Origin of the sequence: Psychrobacter immobilis, from assembly GCF_904846065.1 — a bacterium.
Classification (GTDB): domain Bacteria; phylum Pseudomonadota; class Gammaproteobacteria; order Pseudomonadales; family Moraxellaceae; genus Psychrobacter; species Psychrobacter immobilis_H.
The window spans coordinates 133410-153313 of sequence record NZ_CAJGZV010000001.1 but is presented as its reverse complement, the minus strand read 5'-3'; the positions used below and the strand labels follow the sequence as shown (position 1 = coordinate 153313).

Here is a 19904-nt window from a genome sequence, read left to right as displayed (position 1 = left end):
GAAGAATAACTAGCATTTAACTCATTAGTTTGTCTTATCTAAGAAGCCTTTTTATTAAGTCTTTGCACGATATTTTTACTTGATGTCATTTGGAAACCTTTGTGTGTCATTCGTATCACTGCCCTCGCACCGTTAGGATTACTTGTTAAACTGAGAAAACTAAAAATTCCTAATTATCTCGCCCAATGGAGAATATTAATGACAAATAAACTTGCTTCTACCCCTTCTACTTTACTTGAAATCGCTGGTGGTCAATTTGATACGCTCGATTGGTCAAATTGCGCCGTGGTTTTTATTGACTATCAAAACGAATATGTCGATGGGGCGATGCCATTGGGGCAAGCTGGTACGAACGCCATTGAAAATGCGCGACTATTGCTAGACAAAGCTCGTAAACAGAACGTTCCTATCTTCCATATTGCGCATCATGGCGCAGATAATGGCAACGTTTTTGATCCTTTGTCATCTAACGTCGAGATTATCGCTGAATTACAACCAAAGGATAGCGAAACCGTCATCGTCAAAAAAAATCCCAATGCGTTCCATGATACCCAGCTTCAAGCACTTATTTCAGCTGCGCAAAAACAGCAAATTATTTTTGCAGGCTTTATGAGTCATATGTGTGTTAGCTCAAGCGTGAGAGCCGCCTTTGATTTAGGCTTTGACAGTTTCGTTTGCCATGATGCTTGTGCCACTCGCGACCTGCCTGACTATAAAAAAGAGAAAATCAGCGCTGATACCATACATGCTACCGCGATGGCAGCACTACAAGATAGATTTGCCGCTTTAGTAGCAACCGATGAGTTAGTTAATAGCTAATAAGCAGTTCGAACCCATGACCTAAACCTTGCTCACTGCGCACTCACCTCGCAATATGCTACACTATTGCGATTGCTTGATTGGCCAAACAATCTGATAATTTAACAGGTATCAGCAATTAAAAAAATCTGCCATTTTCATAGCGTTAACGTCATAACTATAATGTCATAACCCCAATAAGGATAAATATATGAATATTAAATTAACCCAAACACTGCCAAAAACCCATACGCAAAAAATCCTCAAAAAAGAAGCGAAAAGTAAAGACGCGGCCTGCCTCGTCGTCTTAATCGATGATAAGAAAAACATCTTAGCTGAGTCAGTATTGAGCGATTATCAAACCCGTATTGAGCAATTAATTGAAGTATCACACTTTAACGGCAAAGCTTGTGAAACCGTCGCTGACTATGCGCTAGCGGGTGATAAAAAAACCACCAAAGAAAATCCAGTACAGCTATTATTGGTCGGTGTGGGTAATGTTGATAAATTGCGTCATAGCGTTCTAGAAAAAATTGCCAAGACCATTTATAAGAGCACTCAAAAACGCGTCGACTCTATCACTGTGGCGTTAGGTGATAGCTTAGAAGAGAACCAGTTTAGTCAATTTGCGCTGAGCCTACTGGCAGCAAGCTATCGTTTTGACAAGTACAAATCTGAGCAGCAAACGCCTGTTTTAACGGATATCTACTTATTGGCAGAGTCGTCTTTAGAAGATTCATTAGACTTTGCACAAGCGGTCTTTACTGGTCAAAGCTTGACCCGTGATGTCGCTAATGAGCCGGGTAACATCTGTTTCCCAGCATATATGGCAGAACAAGCACAAGAATTGGCAGCCACTTATCCTGACCTCTTAAAAGTCACGGTACTTGGCGAAGACGAGATGTCAGCACTGGGTATGAACTGCTTCTTGTCGGTCGCGCAAGGCTCTACCAAAGAAGGTAAGCTGGTACTGATGGAGTATCGTGGCAAGTCTAATTTTAGCGTCAATGCTGATGCCGTTACTAGCAAAGCCACTACCAACAGCGCAAAAGTAGCTGGCGGTCTCAAAGCCTTGGCTGATAAATTACCAACCAAAGCTGCTAGCAAAAAAGCCGCTAAAAATGCTGACCAAAATAGCGAAGACAATGTCCAAACTACAAATGATGATGCACCTATCGTTCTTGTTGGTAAGGGTGTCACCTTTGATTCAGGTGGTATCTCAATCAAACCGGGTGCGGCGATGGATGAGATGAAATTTGATATGGGCGGTTCTGCTGCGGTACTTGGTACCCTAAAAGCACTATGTGAAGCGCGTCTACCTATCAATGTTGTCGGTGCACTAGCTTGTGCTGAAAATATGCCATCAGGAGAGGCGACGCGCCCTGGCGATATCATCATAGCTATGAACGGTAAGTCCGTTGAAATCCTGAATACCGATGCTGAAGGTCGTTTAGTATTGTGCGATACCTTATGCTACGTACAGAAGTATTATAAGCCAAAAGCCATCATTGATGTCGCAACCTTGACTGGTGCTTGTGTGGTTGCGTTGGGTTATGTACGCTCGGCAGTCTTTAGTAATGACGAAGATGTGTTGTTTGACTTAGAAAACGCCAGTAACCTATCAGGCGACCTTATCTGGCACATGCCGATGGATGACGAATATCAAGCGCAGATTGACTCACCTATCGCTGATATTCAAAATATCGGTGGTAAAGGTGCTGGTGCTGTGACTGCTGCCTGTTTCTTATCGCGCTTCATCGAAGAAGGTCAAGCATGGGCGCATTTAGACATCGCTGGTACGGCATGGATTTCGGGTCAAGACAAAGCCGCGACTGGTCGTCCTGTGCCATTATTCATGCAATACCTAAAAAATAGCGCAAATATGGCATAATCTATTGATGAATCATCACTCAATGAAAACCACTCTATGAAAGTTAGCTTTTATGTATTAACTGAGAATAAAGCCCAAGATTTCTTGGGCTTTATTTGTCAGCTGACCCAGACGGCGCTCAATAAAAGCAGCCAGTCGTTATTGATTCTTATCGAAAAAGACGATGCATTGCTGTCGACGCTTGATGAAGCCCTTTGGGCACAAGACGATACGAGCTTTATACCGCATCAACGCCTTTTAGATTCTAATCTTGAAAGCGCTGATATTGACGGTGTTCATACTGATATTAATAATCAATTATTAGCACCAGTGTTGCTTGCCAGCTATATGCCAGCCGATTTTAAAGGGATCGTACTCAATACTACGATACGTCCCGTTAATAACTTTATAAATGCTACCAGCAATACATTGCCCACTCGTATTTTAGAGCTTATCAAACCTGATACGGTCAGCACTGAGGCAGGACGCGCTAAATATAAGCATTACCAGCAATTAGGGTATGAGCTTACCCATTTCAAAGTTTAGTCTTCTATTACAAAATCAAACGCCAGTCATGGCGTTTTTTTATGCTTAAATTTTGACTTTTAAAATTCTTAGAGGCTTATAAGTACGTTATTGCCTACTGCTTCATAAAATCTGTCAGTAGGCGCTTATCACAAAAAATGCTAACATCCTTCGGTCGTTAAGCTAACGATTGTTAAGCTAATATTTATTTCCAAATGGACTAAAGGGGTAAAAATGCATTCATTAATAGCGATGTACCAACGAATCGGATTGGTAACGCTGATTGTTATCGGCTTAGTACTAGGTACTTTGATAGGATGGCTGGCGCCAAGTGTGGGTATTGCCTTAGGTATTTTGGGGACTCTGTTCGTAGGTGCCCTAAAAGCTGTTGCCCCTATACTGGTATTTTTTTTAGTGATGGCTGCTATCTGTCAACATCGTAGCGGGAATAAGGTCTATGTAAAACCGGTGCTGTTTTTATATCTGATAGGCACTTTTATAGCCGCTTTGGTCGCTGTTGGTGCCAGCTTTTTATTCCCAACCGAATTGACGTTAGTGAATGCGACCATCGAGCAAGTACCGCCAGCAAACTTAAAAGAAGTATTGAACAATTTATTACTCAGTCTCGTCGCCAATCCAGTTGCTGCCCTAGCCAATGCTAATTATATCGGTATATTAGCTTGGGCCGTTATTATGGGTATTGCGCTACGACAAGCTGGCGAGACGACTCGCAGCACTGTCAATGACATTGCAGATGCCATCTCAAAAGTAGTCAAATGGGTCATCGCACTAGCACCTTTTGGTATTTTAGGATTAGTCGCCAATACCGTTGCTGATACTGGCTTTACTGCGTTATTGGGCTATGCACGAATTTTGCTAGTATTGATAGGCTGTATGTTGTTTATTGCTTTGGTGACTAACCCTCTCCTCGTATACTTAAAAACGGGTAAAAACCCTTATCCACTGGTATTCACCTGCTTACGCGAATCTGGTATTACTGCGTTTTTTACCCGTAGCTCTGCTGCCAATATTCCTATCAATATGAACCTTGCTAGCAAATTAGGGTTACATGAAAATACTTATTCAGTCACCCTGCCATTAGGCGCCACTATTAATATGGCAGGTGCCGCTATTACTATTAATGTGTTAACCCTTGCAGCCGCGAATACACTCGGTATTGAAGTGACCTTTGGCTCAGCATTACTGCTAAGTATAGTCGCTACAATCAGTGCTGGCGGTACCTCTGGCGTCGCTGGTGGCTCATTACTACTCATTCCTTTGGCGGCCAGTTTATTCAATATTCCTGATGATATTGCGCTACAAGTGGTGGCTATTGGCTTTATTATTAGTGTGCTGCAAGACTCCGCAGAGACCGCATTGAACTCATCAACAGACGTCTTGTTTACTGCCGCTGCTGATCCAAAATATGCACGCTAATGTCACTTGAGCTAACAATAACGAACCAATCACCTTGATTGATAGGTATAAAAATAAAAAAGGGCTTAACTGCCCTTTTTTTGGTTATACTTTACCCATTTTTATTCTGTTTTACGAATCTTAGCTTTATATGAGTATGAGACTAGTAAAGCAAAAAACATAAAATGGCTTGATCTCTTTTATTATTCATTAGATTGTCGGGGTAAGGATGTATTCATTTTTTGCGATGTATAAGCGCATTGGTCTAGTACCACTTATTATTATCGGTTTGATAGCGGGAGTATTGATAGGTTGGTTGGCACCAGATATCGGTATTGCCTTAGGATTGTTGGGTACCTTATTTGTAGGAGCACTAAAAGCCGTTGCACCCATACTGGTATTTGTGTTGGTCATGGCGGCCATTAGCCAACATCGCAGCGGTAATGAAGTCTACGTCAAGCCTGTGCTTATCATGTATATGTTTGGCACTTTTTTAGCCGCACTAACGGCAGTTGGCGCGAGCTTTTTATTTCCGACAGAACTGGTATTGGTCAACGCCACAATTGAGCAAGTCCCACCAGCCAACCTCAAAGAAGTACTGACCAATCTACTGCTAAATCTGGTCGCAAACCCAGTTAATGCCATCGCTGAAGCCAACTATATTGGTATATTAGCGTGGGCAATTATCATCGGTTTCGCCCTGCGTCAAGCCAGTGATACCACACGCACTGTGGTCGGTGATTTTTCTGACGCCATCTCCCAAGTGGTGAAGTGGGTCATTGCCCTAGCACCTTTTGGTATATTGGGTTTGGTTGCCAACACCGTCGCTGAGACAGGCTTTGCGGCTTTGGCAGGTTATGCGCGTATTTTGATGGTACTGGTCGGTTGTATGTTATTTATCGCTTTGATTGCTAATCCTATTATTGTACTGATCAAAACGGGCAAAAACCCTTATCCGCTAGTATTCAAATGCTTGCGTGAGTCAGGGATTACCGCATTCTTTACGCGTAGCTCGGCTGCCAATATTCCCGTCAATATGAACCTTGCCCGCAAACTGGGTCTACACGAAGATACTTATTCGGTAACAATTCCACTGGGTGCGACCATTAATATGGCAGGCGCGGCGATTACAATTAACGTCTTAACGCTTGCAGCCGCGCATACACTCGGTATTGAAGTGACCTTTGCCTCAGCACTGCTACTCAGTTTGGTTGCAACCATTAGTGCTTGCGGTGCCTCTGGTGTCGCTGGTGGTTCATTATTGCTTATACCATTGGCAGCGAGCTTATTTAGTATTCCAAACGATATCGCTATGCAAGTGGTTGCGATTGGCTTTATTATTGGTGTGATACAGGATTCGGCAGAAACGGCGTTGAACTCTTCAACGGATGTACTGTTTACCGCAGCAGCTGATCCAAAATATGCGCGTTAAACGCTAAATATATTATTTGTAAAAAAAGGGTCTCATTTTAGAGACCCTTTTTTTGTGCTGATTTTTTATATACTGAATAAAAGGGATATAAGTTATTTTAAAGGATCGATTTCAATTTCAATCACTGGTGTCTGCATATCTAATTGGCGTTTAAATTGGCGTAATTGTTCGAGCTCATCCAATAACTCAAGTATCAAGCCAATCGCAGGAACACTGGCTTCAAAGTCGCGGCTAAGGCGCGAGGCACGGCGCACTGTCGTCAGCTGATAACCAGTGAACTGCTCACGTTCCGGCACATCATATTCGATGATGTCCTCTTCAATCAATTCGATGACCCATTGGCGCTCTTGGCCACAGGCAGATACCAGCTCATCCAAGCTCATGATAATGTCGGTAAATTCAGGCGAGTGTTTCATAGCTATTATCCTCGTTTGCTCTTTATTTCATCGTTATCGTATGGTCTTCATCTCTATTACAGTGTTTCAATGTGAGTAATTTTTGGTGGCCATTAACGACTAATATTGATATCGGCAAAGGCTTGTTTTAGTTGCTCATAAGCTTGGGTCGCAGCCTCAGTGCTAATATCAGGGTTCACGATGTTTAAGGTTAGATACAAATCACCCGCTTGCTTAGCAGGGATACCTTTACCTTTTAGACGTAAATTGCTACCAGACTTGCTGTTCTTAGGCACAGTCACAGCAAGCGTACCAGCTGGCGTACTGACGTTGATTTTTTCACCCAACGCCGCTTCCCATGGCGCTATATTGACGGTTTGATAAACATCAGCGCCTTCGATACGGATATTGTCTGCATGACGGATTTTTACTTTTAAAAATAAATCGCCGTTTTTACCGCCACCAATACCAGCGGCACCTTGCCCTGCTAGGCGAATTTGCTTGCCATCAGTAATGCCTTTAGGGATTTTAATTTTCAGCGTTTTGTTGTCATACTCGACACTGCCATTCGGTTGACGAATAGGGACATTCAACTTAATGCTGTAGTCGTCGCCATTATAAACGGACGCCAAATCAACCGTAATCTCTGCATGTTGATCTTGACCTTTGCTATCTTGCGAGCCAAAACCACCACGCTGCGATTGTCCACCAGCTGAACCACGTGCACCACGACCAAATGCCGAAAAGATGTCATCGAAGCGGAAGCCACCATCGCCATAAGCTTCGCCTTCACCAAACTGATCTTTGATATCTTCCCAGCGATAGCCGCCTTGCCCGCCACTTGCAGATTGACCACCAAAACCACCACTTTGACCAGCAAAGGGATTGTCTAGCATGGCGTCATATTCGGCACGCTTTTCTTTATCTCTAATGGTTTCGTAAGCATTATTAATCTCAGCAATCTTATTGTCTGCATCTGGATCATCGCTCACATCAGGGTGATATTGACGCACAAGCTTACGGTATCTTTTTTTAATATCTGCAGCTGACGCGTCTTTTTTGACCCCTAAAATGTCATAGTAATTTTTCTCTGCCATGTTTTTGTCCTCAACATAAAAGCATGTTAATGATACTGGTATGCCCATTTTAAACGATATGGTACGGAAATTTATTCAACTGCGACATAACAGGTGGTAACGATAGTCTATCTAATAATGATAGTAATACAAAAATTCAATACCGTTATACAAATATTACCAGTAATAGTGCCGAACAACAGCAGTGTTTAAGTTGTTTGAAGCACTTAATACATTATGATTCGCCTTTGTCACTGCATTGGCATATTTCTCTATGATTCTGACATTATTATTCTTTGATAACCACAGACGTCATATCAATTTAACACTCGCCCTAATGAAAAAATAGAGAGTCAAGCCAAAAATACCATTAACAATGTAAATCATTATTTAAAACAATTACATACAGATCACTGGTATTCACTAGCTAGCGTGCCTAAATGAGCATTTTGACCTTGGTAGTTCTTTTACAGAACCGTAAGAATATGACAAAGTATGTGTTGTAAAATGAATATATTATTTATACTCATAGGGAGTATGAATAACATAGGCAAGTGTATCTGTCTATTTTATAAATTGCTTAAAGGTATTAAATGTCTTATTTAATCAAGTCTTTGGTTATCACATTATCACTATTGCTGAGTACCACCGTTTTTGCTGGAAACACCAGTTATTACGGTAGTCAGTTCCACGGTAAACGCACTGCTAGTGGTAGTATCTTCAACATGAACTCTTTGACCGCTGCGCATCGCACGTTGCCGTTTGGTACGAAGGTACAAGTGACCAACAAGAAGACAAAGCAGAGTGTAATCGTAAAAATTACCGATAGAGGCCCTTTCATTCGGGGTCGTATTTTGGATTTATCGAAAGCCGCTGCTGGTCAAATAAACTGTCAGTTATGTACGACCACAATGGAAATACTGTCTTATGGTGATGGTAAATACCGTAAGGAATAACGTAATAAAAAAGGGAGAGCCAGCGCTCTCCCTTTTTTGTGACTGTCTCAATCAAGTAAAAATAGCTTAAAAAACAATCAAAACCTACTATTTACTATAGCGAACAGCTCTCTACTCAAAACCCGCTTCCATTTCTTCTAATGTCGTCATCAAAAGCAATAGTTTTTCTTCATTGTCACTGTGCTGCTGCTGCAATGCCGTTTGCTCGTTAAGTAATAAAAGCAAATCAGACTTGCGACCTTCTTCGTACAAATCCGTATCAGCCAGTTTTTCTTCAAGAGTCACGAGCTGTCCATCAATTTTAGCCAATGCCTTTTCTATTTCTTCTATCTCACGGCGAATAGGCGCGGTGAGTTTGCGTTGTTCAGCCGCCAATTTGCGCTGCGCATCTTTACTAAGCGCAGGCGTCGTCGCTTTACTTTTTGATGAATTATCAGGTGCTTTATTACTCACTTGACCATTATCTGTTTCACGTGAAACGAATTTCTTACTCTCTTTTTTACTTTTCTTCTTACTGGTACTTTTATCTGATGAGTTCTCTTGCTTACGCTTTTCTGCCAGCCACTTACCGTAGTCGCTGATGTCACCATCGAACTCCTCGATTTGACCATCATGTACCAAAAACAGCTCATCACAGACGTTGGCAATCAACTCACGATCATGCGAAACCAGTACCACTGCCCCCTCAAATCCTTGCAAAGCGATGGTCAGCGCTTGGCGCATTTGTAAGTCCAAATGGTTGGTTGGCTCATCGAGTACCAGAACGTTCGGACGTTGCCAAACGATCAAAGCTAACGTTAAGCGCGCACGCTCGCCACCAGAGAATAGCTCACTCGGCGTATCGATACGCTCACCGCGGAAGTCAAAACTGCCTAAAAACGAGCGTAACATCGCATCAGAGGTTTTACCGGCTAGACGACGCAACATCTCTATCGGTGTTGCCTTGGCATCCAAGATATCCATTTGATGCTGGTTAAAGTAGCCTAATTTTAGGGTATCCGAAACACGATACGTCCCTGTTAATACGCCAAGCTCACCGACTAAGGCTTTAATTAAAGTCGACTTACCAGCGCCATTCATACCCAGCAAGCCAAGACGCGTATCCGGCGTTACTTGCACATTGGCATTATATAGAAGTGGCGTATCGCTATAGCCAATATCCGCTTTGGTCAGCTCAATCAGTGGTGAGCTCATATTTGCTGGCTCATAAAAGCGGAAAGAGAACGGGTTGTCCGCCATCATCGGTGACAGCTCAGCCATGCGCTCAAGCTGCTTGATACGGCTTTGTGCTTGCTTAGCCTTACTGGCTTTGGCACGGAAACGACGAATAAAGTCATCCAAGTGTGCTTTGGTCGCTTCTTGTTTTTCAAACGCTTGCTGCTGCTGCGCCATACGCTCGTGACGGGTGCGAATAAACTGCTGATAATTACCGGTATAAAGGGTGATTTTTTGTTGTTCAACATGCAAGATATGACCGACCGTGGCATCCAAAAAGGCTTGGTCATGCGAGATGACGATGACCAGACCAGTATAGGCATTGATCCAAGTCTCAAGCCACAAAATCGCATCCAAATCCAAATGGTTGGTCGGCTCATCGAGTAACATTAAGTCCGCACGGCTCATCAATGTTTTGGCGAGATTCAAACGCATGCGCCAACCACCCGAAAACCCTTCTACGGGCAATTCATGCTGGCTGGTATTAAAACCAAGACCTGCCATAATTTGTGCCGCTTTAGTCGGTGTGCGATAGCCATCAATTTCATCGAACTGCTGATGCAATACCCCGATCTGCTCATCACTGACGCTACTCAAATCATTCAAAGAAGCATTGATCTCATACCACTGCTCATCACCGCTCAATACATAATCAATCGCAGACTGCGTCGTAGCGCCGACTTCCTGAGCCATGTGTGCCACATGCCAGCTATCAGGAATACTGACTTCACCTCTATCAAGCGTGACCTCGGTATCTCCTCTGCCCATTCGCGTCAACAATAAGGCAAATAAGGTAGATTTGCCGGTGCCGTTGTTGCCCGTCAAGCCAACTTTGTGGCCCGGATGTAGCTGGAAGCTTGCCCCTGCAAACAACTCACGACCATCACGGCGAACACCAACGTCTTTAAATTCGATCATATAATCTCTTCAACTCAACAGTAATATAAAATATAAGGCAATAAAAAACACACATCTGGCATGTTAACTGGCGGCTATTATTTCAAACGCTTGCCCCATAGGCAAACGATTAAATAACTATTTCAAAACCAAGTGTTTATTCGCACAAAAAGTCTTTCTCTTAGCATGAGTTTATGGGGATAATAACCGCTAGTATCAATCAGCCACCTTCAGCCAGTAGCGTCACTCTTGACAAACGAATCAATACCCCCATTATGATATACTGCGATGAGATAAGTGCCCGTTATCAACCAAATCGTTGTAATGACACAAATATCATATTTATAATGCGCCATTAGTCATACCAATAGCAGCGCCATAATAACAGCACCCAATTGAATCAAACGCCGTGCGTATCTTTATTTGCAACTATTTCATTGCAAACCCTAACTGGACGACCGCATTTGATCCTAGCAACTGAGGTAGATATGAACGAATCAGCCAACCAATTTAATCCAAGCGCCAGCCAGCCAGTAGACCCAACTGTTTTAAGCTTAACCGATAGCGCTGCACAAAAGGTGCGCCGTCTACGTGAAGAAGAAGGCGACAGCGATCTGATGTTGCGTGTCTATGTGACGGGCGGCGGCTGCTCAGGTTTTTCTTACGGCTTTAACTTCGCCAATGAGCTGAATGAAGACGATACCAATTTTGACAATGACGATGTAACCTTGGTCGTCGATTCACTAAGCTATCAGTATTTACAAGGCTCTACTGTTGACTATACTGAGGGGTTAGAGGGCGCACGCTTTATCGTCACCAATCCAAATGCCACCACCACGTGTGGCTGTGGCTCATCCTTCTCTATTTAAGTTGGCGAGACGCATGACTTTTGATCAAGATACCTTCCTCGTTAGTCAACGCTATCATAAACCGCTTAACGTCGTACTTTTGAAGCATCTATCTCGTAGGTAGATGCTTCTTGTTTTATGCGTTTTTTAGAAAAAAGTAACGCGCTGTGCATAAAATTTTTTATTGAAATACCTATTAAAATCAAGAGGAATGAGCGCCTGTAAAGCTTATCGTATTTGTAATTGTCCGTGGTTTTCAGGGCAGCTTTGAGCTAAACTGACGGCATTCTTAATCCAATATTTACCTTCATTATGGTCAAACGCCAGTCGTGTTTTGAGCCGCCATAATAAATAACAATAGATGACTATTATGAGTAATTTTGCGAGTAGCTTTGTGAATTTTGACATTCCTAATTGGTTTGATAGCAAGCATTTAACGGGCATGCTCCGCGGTATCGAAAAAGAAGGGCTGCGCGTAAGACCCGATGGTTACTTGGCTCAGACGCCGCATCCAGCCAAACTTGGCTCAAAGCTCACCCATCCGTTTATCACAACTGATTATTCAGAAAGCCTACTTGAGCTAATTACTGACCCTAAAACCTCACCAAAAGAGACGCTAAACATGCTGCGTCAGTTGCATGTATTGGTCTATCAAGCCATGCCTGAAGGTGAGCTGATGTGGCCGCTGTCTATGCCTTGTATGCTGTCATCGAATGATGAAGACATCCCACTGGCTAATTATGGCAGCTCTAATACGGGTAAGCTCAAGACGCTATACCGTAGCGGGCTTGGTATTCGCTATGGTCGCCGCATGCAAACGATTGCAGGTTTACATTATAACTTGTCTTTTGGTGATGGACTATTTGAAGTCTGGCAAGCTGAAATGCCTGCTGCACAAGCGCAAACGCTGACAGAATTTAAAAACGAAAAATACTTAGGGCTTATCCGTAACTTTAAGCGGCTGACCAGTTTGGTACTGTATTTACTGGGTGCTAGCCCTAGCGTTTGTCCTTGTTTCTTAGCTGGTCGTGAGCATGATTTAGAGCTGCTGAACGACTCAACCTATTATAAGCCTGCTGCCACCAGCCTACGTATGGGCAAGCTTGGTTATACCAATAGTGTGCAAGAACAGCTCGATATTCGTTATAACTATCTGCCAGAGTATGTCGATGGACTGCGCCGTGCGATTCAGACTCCGCACGAAAGCTTTGCCAAGCTTGGCTTAGATGATGCCGATGGCAACCCTATCCAAATCAACAATCATATTTTACAAATAGAAAATGAATACTATAGCCCTATTCGTCCCAAACAAATCGCGATGAGTGGCGAGACACCGACCGAAGCATTAGAGCGCCGCGGTATCGCCTATGTTGAGTTCCGTGCAATCGATCTAGATCCTTATAGCGATGTCGGTATTCGTCTGTCTAGCGCCTGTTTCTTAGAGGTTATGGCGCTGTACTGTCTGCTGAGCGCCTCACCTGATCTATTACCTGAGGAAGAAGAGACCCTAGCCATCAATCTTGAACGCGTGGTAAACGAAGGTCGACGCGAAGGCTTACACATTATAAACAACGGCGAAGAGCAACTGCTTGAGAGCTGGATGCTGGTGCATTTAGAACGTATGCAACCACTTGCCGCGCTACTTGATGCGCATTATGGCGGCAACGATTACCGTGCAGCAGTCGCGTTAATGCAAGGTAAAGCAGGGCACTCAGAATCGACCATTTCAGCACAAGTAAACTCTGATAGTCAGCGTTTAGGCAGCTTATGGCAGCTTGGCTTTACCTTGGCGCAGCAGCATCGTGAGTCTTTATTACAGCAGACGCTTAGTCCGAACACCCAAGCCAAATACGAAGTGTTGGCAGAAAAATCAATATTACAGCAAGCTGAGATTGAAAAAGCCGAAACTGAAGATTTTATGGAATTTTTACAGCAATATCGCTAAGCTTTGATTACTGATTTCTGAGTTCTGACCGCCACTTAACGTGTATAGATGACTATTTTATAAGAGTAACTGCCCAATGCTAAAGCTGACCACTTACCGAAATTTGCAAATATTTTTGGTGATAATAGCCGTAATAGGTATGAGTTTTGCGCTGTTTTTTTTACAGCGCTATATGGGATTTTCGCCTTGCCCACTGTGTATTTTTCAGCGTATTGGCCTCATAATAATGGGCAGTTTTGCTTTGATAGCGGCATTATTCAACCCTAAATCTAAGGCCGTTAGACTGGTATTATGGCTTGGTAGCTTAGCAGGTATCGGCTGGGCGACTGCCGTGGCTGGACGTCATGTTTGGCTACAGCATCTACCTGCCGATCAAGTACCTTCTTGTGGCCCAGGGCTGGATTATTGGTTAGATACGCTACCGATTTTGCAAGTATTTAAAGAAGTTTTTGCGGGCTCTGGCGAATGTGCCTCTGTTGAGTGGACATTTATGGGACTGAGCATTCCTGAACAATCTTTGATTCTATTTAGTCTGCTATTGGTGGTACACGGGTTGATATTATGGCGCATTTTACGACCTGTTGCCCCTAGCCGCCTTGCTTGATAGCGAATTAGCCCATACGTTGCTTTTTGCTATACCCTTCATTTTTCCAAACGAACAGGCGTGTTTATTACTAAACGTCTGTTCTTTAATGAACCACTATTAAATATCTCCGATAATTTTCGTTCGTCATATCTATCAATGTTAAACCATTATTCTTAGCTCATGGCTAAACCTATCATAACAAAAAGGCCACAGAGATATCTTTAACCTTTGATATCTTGACACAGTTTATTTGCTTTTTGATGGGTAAAATAGCGTTTTAAATATCCATCACTGTTGACTGATTGGCGATAGGCTACCGATAGCTTCTTCTCGCCGCCTAGCCTCAGATGGCACTTGTAGTCTCGTAGTCTTCTACTCTAATTTAAACATTTATAATTCCTATTATCTTTCCTTTTTGACAACGTATTGAGTTGTCGATAGTGTCGATAATCATTTGGAATGACTATTAAAAAACTGTTTTTTGGTGTGACCATGATATATTTTTCGCCTACTTGTTCTAACACGCTAACTATCCTCAAACGCGGTGGTCGTTGTTTGCTAGCGCTGCCCCTCTGTGTGCTGCTCATCGGCTGTGATAGTACCTCGTCTAGCGGCGATAAAGGTATGACGACTAAGGTCGCCCCTATCGATCATGTAGAAGAGAACAGCGCACAAGCTAGCGCAGAGAACTTGCCAGAGACCAATCTATTAAATGCGGGTAGTGAGCTAGATAAAGTGTCAGAAGGACAATCGCTGATTGCGGCTGCCCAATCGAGTAACGGTGCATATCCCCATCAATCGCTGACACGCTCAGAGCCGGGTAATGGCACGTTACAAGCCACGTTAATGGGCGATTATGGTGGCATGGTACCCTGTAAATCTTGTGATAGCACTGATATTACATTGAATTTGTTCGCTGATGGTTCAGTGCTAAAAACCAGTATAGATAACAATCCGGAAATGCCGAATGCACCCCTGTTTGAACCTGGTGTCTATCGTCAAGACAATGATATGATTACGATTGTCTATGAAGACAAAAACATTGAAGCGTATCATATTCAAGACAATCATCTTGTCTTAATGGATGAACATAAAAAACCTAACAATGACTATACCTTATCGCGCAAATAATAAAATAGCGGCATAAACATTTAGAGGCTCTAAATTTTAGGTGCTCTGAATGTAGTGATGCTCAATGAGCCAAACTATTCTTTTAATAACGCCTACTTACTGGGCGTTTTTTATTGGTCATCATACGGTGTTTACTTTACAATAAGTGCTTGTTTTCGACGCTGCTATTTGGCGAACCTATGCTGTTTTTGTGACAGAATATAGGGTCGAAGCAATATAAAGTAGAGATAAGGCAAGCGGACGTCAATAGTACGTTTGGTACATGAAGCACGGTTAACGCCGTCACCATTTATGATATTTTAATTATAGCCAAGACTGATGATCATTAGGTTGAGCGTATCCTAGAATAAGCCACGGTTAATATCGGTAACTTTTGGGATAATGCTCCATTTTTATTCTTTTAATTTAAGCTCGTACGGAACGTCTATGCATATTCATATTCTTGGTATTTGTGGTACTTTTATGGGCTCACTGGCATTGCTAGCGCGCGAGCTTGGGCATACGGTCACGGGCTCAGATGCCAACGTTTATCCGCCGATGTCCACCCAACTGGAAAACGCGGGCGTGACCATTGAGCAAGGCTATCTGGTAGAGCATTTACAACCAGCACCAGATTTAGTCGTCGTTGGTAATGCCATGAAGCGCGGTATGGATGTCATCGAATATATGCTGGACACAGGTCTACGCTATACCTCAGGACCACAGTTTTTATCTGAGCAAGTATTACAATCGCGTCATGTGATAGCCGTTGCTGGTACTCACGGTAAAACCACGACGACGACCATGCTCGCTTGGATATTGCACTATGCGGGTATCGACACTGGGTTTTTAATCGGCGGTGTGCCACTGGTTGATACCACTGATGAGCATTTACAGCACGTCTTCGCTCACAGCAGTTATTTGGGTGCGGATAAAATTGATAATGACGATTCGGTAAATACTGGCTATTTCGTTATCGAAGCGGATGAATACGATTCTGCATTTTTTGATAAGCGTTCAAAGTTCGTTCATTACCGTCCGCGTACGGCTATTTTAAATAACCTAGAATTTGATCATGCGGATATTTTTGCGGATCTTGAGGCTATTCAGACCCAATTCCATCATATGGTGCGCATGATTCCAAGCACGGGCAAAATCATTATGCCCACAGCGACTGCCAGCTTAGAGGAGACGTTAGCGAAAGGGGTTTGGACACCCGTTTGGCGGACAGCAGTATTGGACTCAGCGGCACATAATACCCATACTATCGATGAGCACTCAAAAGATAGTAGTGATTGGCAAGCTGAACTTATCAGCGAAGATGGTGGTCAATTTGCGGTTAGTTTTGCGGCTGATATTACTGATGAAGAAGCCACGGGAGTCGTCGACTGGTCGATGAGCGGCATTCATAACGTGAATAACGCCTTGGTTGCTGTCGCAGCAGCTTATAACATCGGCATCAGTGTAAAAACTGCGTGCGCGGCGTTATCAGCATTTGCGGGCATTAAACGTCGGATGGAGCTGATTGGCGATGTCAATGATATCTTAGTCTTTGATGATTTTGCCCATCACCCTACAGCCATTACTACTACTTTAGATGGTGCCAAGAAGAAACTGGCGAACAGACGCATTTGGGCGATTATTGAACCACGTAGTAACACCATGAAAATGGGTATCCATCAAGACAGCTTGGCTGAGTCTGCTGCTCTCGCCGATCATACCTTATGGTATGAGCCGACAGGACTGGAGTGGGGTTTAAAAGAAGTCATTGAAAATGCCAATAGCGTAAATCCTCACATGGGCAACCAGCAGGTGCTCTCTAGTATCGATGCTATCATCAAGCATATCGACACGCACGCAAAAGCGGGGGACGCCATTGTGATTATGTCGAATGGCGGTTTTGAAGGTATTCATCAACGTTTATTAACTGTGCTACGTAATAAAGCCACATAACAAACAATCTAGCTGGTTTAGTTCTGATGTCAAATAAGAGCGTTGCTTATTATAAATGAGCAACGTTTTTTTATGATCAACTTTCTCTGATTACTTGCGATTACTATAGTGAGTATCAGTATTAGGGAACGTCAATATCCAAAAATGCTTTAATATATAAACGGCGTTTTCGACTTCACTACCTTTGTAACCTTTCATTTACCTATTCTACCTGCATATTAGCAAATCTACGATTTTCCTCACATAGCTCATACACTGGTAACATTTCGCGCTTACCTTTACGTCTATACAGTGCTTACAATGAGCTTATCAAAATTGATTAACTATTATAAATGATAATAAATTAGGAGAATAATATGAGCTTTATTTGGATGATTATTGTAGGTCTGGTTGCAGGTTTATTGGCACGAGCTATCAAGCCAGGTAGCGACCCGATGGGCTGGATAATGACGATTGTATTGGGTATCGTCGGTGCTTTATTAGGTGGCTTCTTAGCTAGTCTTATCGGTATCAATGCTGATGGCGGATTTACTGGTTTGATATTCTCAGTAATCGGTGCGATCATCCTGTTATTTATCTACGAGATGATTATGAGCAAACGTGGCGTATAACTTGGCACTTTTGCTCAGATGTTTTGGTTGCATCAAGTGACTTTAATGACTCAGAAGTGACTTGATGTACTAGACTCAATTTACTAAAAAGCAACTCTACTTATGCAAGTCAGATTATATCTAATCTAGCTTATATAAATCAAAAAGCCTTGCGAATTGCAGGGCTTTTTTATGCCTATAATAAAAACGACCTCCCTCGTTTTTTACAATGATAAAAAGCAATAATTGTGCGAAAGTATTGATAAGCATTACTTTTGCCCCCATTTATCCTATAATATCAACCCTATTTTATCCCTATCATTGAGGTGAGCGTTATGGCTTTACTCCCTATTTTAAATTACCCAGACCCGCGCCTGCGTACTATTGCTACGCCTGTTAAGGAAGTGACTGCTGAAATCAAAACCTTAATCGCTGATATGATTGAGACGATGTATGAGGCACAAGGTATCGGTTTGGCGGCAAGCCAAGTGGATCGCCATATTCAGCTCATCGTTATGGATCTGTCTGAAGATAAAAATAGCCCTAGAGTTTTTATCAACCCAAAGGTGACACCATTGGTGGAAGAGAAACAGCCCTATGAAGAAGGTTGTTTGTCCGTACCTGAAGTCTATGACAGTGTTGAGCGCCCGAATAAAGTGCGTATTGAAGCCTTAGATGAGAATGGTCAAAAAATCGATGAAGAAGTAGAAGGCTTACTCGCGGTATGCATCCAACATGAAATGGATCATTTAAATGGGGTCATATTCGTCGATTACCTATCACGTCTCAAGCAAACTCGTGCTCGCGATAAAGTACGTAAAATCGTTAAAATACGCGAAAAACAAGGCGAACAAATGGCGGATAAACAGCCACAGCCTAGCCATTCTTAGTCCATTCATCCTATAAGCTATTTTTACGTCATTTAATCAGCATGGAAGCAAGGTTTCATCACCTGTGAGATGCGTGATGACACTAATGTGAGATGACAATGACGTGATGCGAGCATTTACTCTTTAACACCTACTGTCTTTATTAAAGGTTCCCTACCATGACCATGATCAAAATTGACCAATATTTTGACCCTGCCGGCTGGCAGAAATTCACTCAAGCTGCTGAAGGTCGCGAGACGCCATTTTTGGTCGTGGACCTTAGCCGTATCAAAACCAAATATCATGAAATGGTTGGGTTTTTTCCCAATGCTAAAATCCATTATGCAATGAAGGCCAGTCCTGCTGTTGAAGTGATTAACTTGCTTGCTGATCTTGGTTCGAACTTTGATTGTGCCTCCATCTACGAGCTTGATCGCGTGCTCGACTGCGGCGTTGAACCATCACGTATCTCTTATGGTAATACCATCAAAAAAGCGGAGCACGTCAAATACGCCTTTGAAAAAGGTATTGACTTGTATGCGACCGACTCAGAAGCTGATCTAAAAAATATTGCCAAGCACGCCCCTGGTTCAAAAATCTTTGTGCGTATCTTAGTACAAGGCTCTGAGACCGCTGAATGGCCATTGTCTCGTAAGTTTGGTTGTCATCCCAATATGGCAATTGAGCTGTTGATTCAAGCTCGTGATTTGGGCCTAGTACCTTATGGCATCTCATTCCACGTCGGCAGTCAGCAAAAAGACGTTGCCGCTTGGGATGATGCGCTAGCCAAGGTCAAATACATGTTTGATTGGATGAAAAACGAAGAAGATATTAAGCTACAAATGATTAATTTGGGTGGCGGTTTTCCAGCCAACTATATCAGTGAAGTGAACCCTATAAAAGTCTACGCTGAAGAGATTACTCGTTATTTGACAGACGACTATAATGAAGAAGACATGCCTGAGATTATCCTTGAGCCAGGTCGTTCATTGGTTGGCGGATCGGGCGTATTGGTCAGTGACGTGGTGCTTATCTCGCGTAAATCGCACACGGATTTAACGCGTTGGGTCTATACCGATGTGGGCTTATTCCAAGGCTTAATCGAGACGTTAGGAGAGGCCATCAAATATCCGGTGTATACACCTAAAATGGAGACATCAACCAGCGAAGGCACGGTAGTACTGGCAGGTCCCACATGTGATTCGACCGATATCATGTATGAAGAAGCGGGCTATCAGCTACCACAAGAGCTGGAGATTGGTGATAAAATATTTTGGTTGACCACGGGTGCCTATACTAACTCGTACTCATCTATTGAGTTCAATGGTTTTCCACCGTTACAAGTGATCTACGTTGACTAATCTGCAATAAATTATTGTCGATAAAAAGCGCGATACTGCTCATTACAGTATCGCGCTTTTTT

Annotated in this window: 17 protein-coding genes; 14 read left to right on the top strand and 3 right to left on the bottom strand. The window is 42.9% G+C overall.

What is annotated here, in order from left to right:
- The first annotated feature begins 198 nt into the window (after positions 1 to 198).
- The 5 genes from JMW64_RS00645 to sstT (JMW64_RS00625) all read left to right on the top strand — a co-directional run bounded on the left by JMW64_RS00645 (position 199) and on the right by sstT (JMW64_RS00625) (position 6041).
- Positions 199 to 819 carry a cysteine hydrolase family protein gene (locus JMW64_RS00645; RefSeq protein ID WP_109590547.1) on the top strand — a complete coding sequence of 207 codons (621 nt, stop codon included), beginning with the start codon at positions 199 to 201 and terminating at the stop codon, positions 817 to 819.
- A gap of 190 nt (positions 820 to 1009) precedes the next feature.
- The gene (locus JMW64_RS00640; RefSeq protein WP_201552306.1) at positions 1010 to 2689 is read left to right on the top strand and encodes a leucyl aminopeptidase; all 1680 of its coding nucleotides are present in this window, start codon (positions 1010 to 1012) and stop codon (positions 2687 to 2689) included.
- A gap of 36 nt (positions 2690 to 2725) precedes the next feature.
- The gene (locus JMW64_RS00635) at positions 2726 to 3214 is read left to right on the top strand and encodes a DNA polymerase III subunit chi (protein ID WP_109590543.1); all 489 of its coding nucleotides are present in this window, start codon (positions 2726 to 2728) and stop codon (positions 3212 to 3214) included.
- A 213-nt stretch (positions 3215 to 3427) separates the two neighbouring features.
- Positions 3428 to 4630 carry a serine/threonine transporter SstT gene (gene sstT, locus JMW64_RS00630; protein ID WP_109590541.1) on the top strand — a complete coding sequence of 401 codons (1203 nt, stop codon included), beginning with the start codon at positions 3428 to 3430 and terminating at the stop codon, positions 4628 to 4630.
- 208 nt (positions 4631 to 4838) lie between these two features.
- Complete coding sequence (sstT, locus tag JMW64_RS00625; protein ID WP_055123716.1) at positions 4839 to 6041, top strand: serine/threonine transporter SstT; 1203 nt, start codon at positions 4839 to 4841, stop codon at positions 6039 to 6041.
- Positions 6042 to 6133: 92 nt separating this feature from the next.
- Here sstT (JMW64_RS00625) and JMW64_RS00620 read toward each other — a convergent pair whose 3' ends face one another.
- The gene (locus tag JMW64_RS00620) at positions 6134 to 6457 is read right to left on the bottom strand and encodes a chaperone modulator CbpM (protein ID WP_060490155.1); all 324 of its coding nucleotides are present in this window, start codon (positions 6455 to 6457) and stop codon (positions 6134 to 6136) included.
- Between the two features lie 92 nt (positions 6458 to 6549).
- Entirely contained in the window at positions 6550 to 7533 is a 984-nt protein-coding gene (locus JMW64_RS00615) for a DnaJ C-terminal domain-containing protein (protein WP_045442971.1), read from the bottom strand.
- Positions 7534 to 8105: 572 nt separating this feature from the next.
- Here JMW64_RS00615 and JMW64_RS00610 point away from each other — a divergent pair.
- Positions 8106 to 8468: a septal ring lytic transglycosylase RlpA family protein gene (locus JMW64_RS00610; protein ID WP_045442968.1), complete on the top strand. Its 363-nt coding sequence runs from the start codon at positions 8106 to 8108 to the stop codon at positions 8466 to 8468.
- 111 nt (positions 8469 to 8579) lie between these two features.
- Here the strand turns inward: JMW64_RS00610 and JMW64_RS00605 are convergent, their stop codons facing one another.
- The gene (locus JMW64_RS00605) at positions 8580 to 10601 is read right to left on the bottom strand and encodes an ABC-F family ATP-binding cassette domain-containing protein (protein WP_201552304.1); all 2022 of its coding nucleotides are present in this window, start codon (positions 10599 to 10601) and stop codon (positions 8580 to 8582) included.
- A gap of 467 nt (positions 10602 to 11068) precedes the next feature.
- On the opposite strand from JMW64_RS00605, the gene erpA reads away from it, so the two are divergent.
- From erpA to JMW64_RS00565, 8 genes are all read left to right on the top strand, one after another.
- Positions 11069 to 11449: an iron-sulfur cluster insertion protein ErpA gene (gene erpA / locus JMW64_RS00600; protein WP_201552294.1), complete on the top strand. Its 381-nt coding sequence runs from the start codon at positions 11069 to 11071 to the stop codon at positions 11447 to 11449.
- Between the two features lie 349 nt (positions 11450 to 11798).
- Positions 11799 to 13373: a glutamate--cysteine ligase gene (gene gshA, locus JMW64_RS00595; protein WP_201552292.1), complete on the top strand. Its 1575-nt coding sequence runs from the start codon at positions 11799 to 11801 to the stop codon at positions 13371 to 13373.
- 76 nt (positions 13374 to 13449) lie between these two features.
- On the top strand, positions 13450 to 13977 hold the full coding sequence (locus tag JMW64_RS00590; protein ID WP_045454815.1) for a disulfide bond formation protein B: 528 nt from the start codon (positions 13450 to 13452) through the stop codon (positions 13975 to 13977).
- A 474-nt stretch (positions 13978 to 14451) separates the two neighbouring features.
- Positions 14452 to 15090, top strand: coding sequence for a copper resistance protein NlpE N-terminal domain-containing protein (locus tag JMW64_RS00585; RefSeq protein ID WP_201552290.1), 639 nt, complete (start codon positions 14452 to 14454; stop codon positions 15088 to 15090).
- Positions 15091 to 15516: 426 nt separating this feature from the next.
- Positions 15517 to 17022, top strand: a complete 1506-nt coding sequence (mpl, locus tag JMW64_RS00580) for a UDP-N-acetylmuramate:L-alanyl-gamma-D-glutamyl-meso-diaminopimelate ligase (protein WP_201552282.1) — start codon at positions 15517 to 15519, stop codon at positions 17020 to 17022.
- Between the two features lie 356 nt (positions 17023 to 17378).
- Positions 17379 to 17633, top strand: coding sequence for a GlsB/YeaQ/YmgE family stress response membrane protein (locus tag JMW64_RS00575; RefSeq protein ID WP_045454808.1), 255 nt, complete (start codon positions 17379 to 17381; stop codon positions 17631 to 17633).
- A gap of 314 nt (positions 17634 to 17947) precedes the next feature.
- Positions 17948 to 18502, top strand: coding sequence for a peptide deformylase (def, locus tag JMW64_RS00570; protein WP_045442956.1), 555 nt, complete (start codon positions 17948 to 17950; stop codon positions 18500 to 18502).
- A 164-nt stretch (positions 18503 to 18666) separates the two neighbouring features.
- Positions 18667 to 19842 carry a type III PLP-dependent enzyme gene (locus tag JMW64_RS00565; protein ID WP_201554975.1) on the top strand — a complete coding sequence of 392 codons (1176 nt, stop codon included), beginning with the start codon at positions 18667 to 18669 and terminating at the stop codon, positions 19840 to 19842.
- Positions 19843 to 19904: the final 62 nt, after the last annotated feature.